The organism is Pantoea phytobeneficialis (genome assembly GCF_009728735.1).
GTDB lineage: Bacteria > Pseudomonadota > Gammaproteobacteria > Enterobacterales > Enterobacteriaceae > Pantoea > Pantoea phytobeneficialis.
The window spans coordinates 3,930,604-3,932,122 of sequence record NZ_CP024636.1; the positions used below are offsets into that span (position 1 = coordinate 3,930,604).

Below are 1,519 nucleotides of genomic sequence, written 5' to 3' on the forward strand. Positions count from 1 at the left end.
GCGAAAGCCTTTATCGAAGTCGGCCAGAAAGTTAACGTCGGCGACACCCTGTGCATCGTTGAAGCGATGAAAATGATGAACCAGATCGAAGCCGATAAATCCGGCGTGGTGAAAGCGATTCTGGTGGAAAGTGGCCAGCCGGTTGAATTTGACGAGCCGCTGGTTGTCATCGAATAACGAGGCGAACCATGCTGGATAAAATTGTCATTGCTAACCGCGGTGAGATCGCGCTGCGCATTCTGCGTGCCTGTAAAGAGCTGGGCATCAAGACTGTGGCGGTTCACTCCACGGCAGACCGCGACCTGAAGCACGTACTGCTGGCTGACGAAACCGTCTGCATCGGTCCGGCGCAGTCGGTCAAAAGTTACCTCAATATTCCGGCCCTGATCTCCGCCGCCGAAATCACCGGCGCGGTCGCGATCCATCCGGGATATGGCTTCCTGTCTGAGAACGCCGATTTTGCCGAGCAGGTCGAACGCTCCGGCTTTATCTTTATCGGTCCGAAAGCCGACACCATCCGCCTGATGGGTGACAAGGTATCGGCGATCACCGCGATGAAAAAAGCGGGTGTACCGACCGTACCGGGTTCTGACGGCCCACTGACGGAAGACATGGAGAAAAACCGTGCCTTCGCCAAACGCATCGGCTACCCGGTGATCATCAAAGCCTCCGGTGGCGGCGGTGGTCGTGGTATGCGCGTGGTGCGCAGCGACAAGGATCTTGAGCAGTCCATCAACATGACGAAAGCGGAAGCCAAAGCGGCTTTCAACAACGACATGGTGTACATGGAGAAATATCTCGAGAATCCGCGTCATATCGAAATCCAGGTGATGGCCGACGGTCAGGGCAACGCCATCTATCTGGCGGAGCGCGACTGCTCGATGCAGCGTCGTCACCAGAAAGTGGTGGAAGAAGCGCCGGCACCGGGTATCACCCCGGAACTGCGTAGCTTTATCGGCGACCGCTGTGCCAAAGCCTGTGTCGATATCGGCTACCGTGGCGCGGGCACCTTTGAGTTCCTGTTCGAAAACGGCGAGTTCTACTTTATCGAGATGAACACCCGTATTCAGGTAGAACACCCGGTCACTGAGATGATCACCGGTGTTGACCTGATCAAAGAGCAGCTGCGCATTGCTGCCGGTCAGCCGCTGTCCATCCGTCAGGAAGATGTGGTGATCCGCGGTCATGCGGTGGAATGCCGTATCAACGCCGAAGACCCGAACACCTTCCTGCCGAGTCCGGGCAAGATCACGCGCTTCCACGCGCCGGGTGGCTTCGGAGTGCGCTGGGAATCGCATATCTATGCCGGTTACAGCGTGCCGCCGTACTACGACTCCATGATCGGCAAGCTGATCACCTACGGTGAAAACCGTGACGTGGCGATTGCGCGCATGAAGAATGCGCTGGCGGAGCTGATCATCGACGGTATCAAGACCAACGTCGAACTGCAGATGAAAATCATGTCCGACGAAAACTTCCAGCAGGGTGGGACTAATATCCACTACCTGGAGAAAAAACT

Annotated in this window: 2 protein-coding genes; both read left to right on the forward strand. The window is 56.5% G+C overall.

Translation table 11 applies throughout. The features are described 5' to 3' along the window. Window positions 1-177: acetyl-CoA carboxylase biotin carboxyl carrier protein (locus CTZ24_RS18185; RefSeq protein ID WP_302474915.1), on the forward strand; the 177-nt coding region annotated here is incomplete at its 5' end. A gap of 11 nt (window positions 178-188) precedes the next feature. After that, on the forward strand, window positions 189-1,519 hold a 1,331-nt coding region (gene accC / locus CTZ24_RS18190; protein WP_208725592.1), incomplete at its 3' end, for an acetyl-CoA carboxylase biotin carboxylase subunit.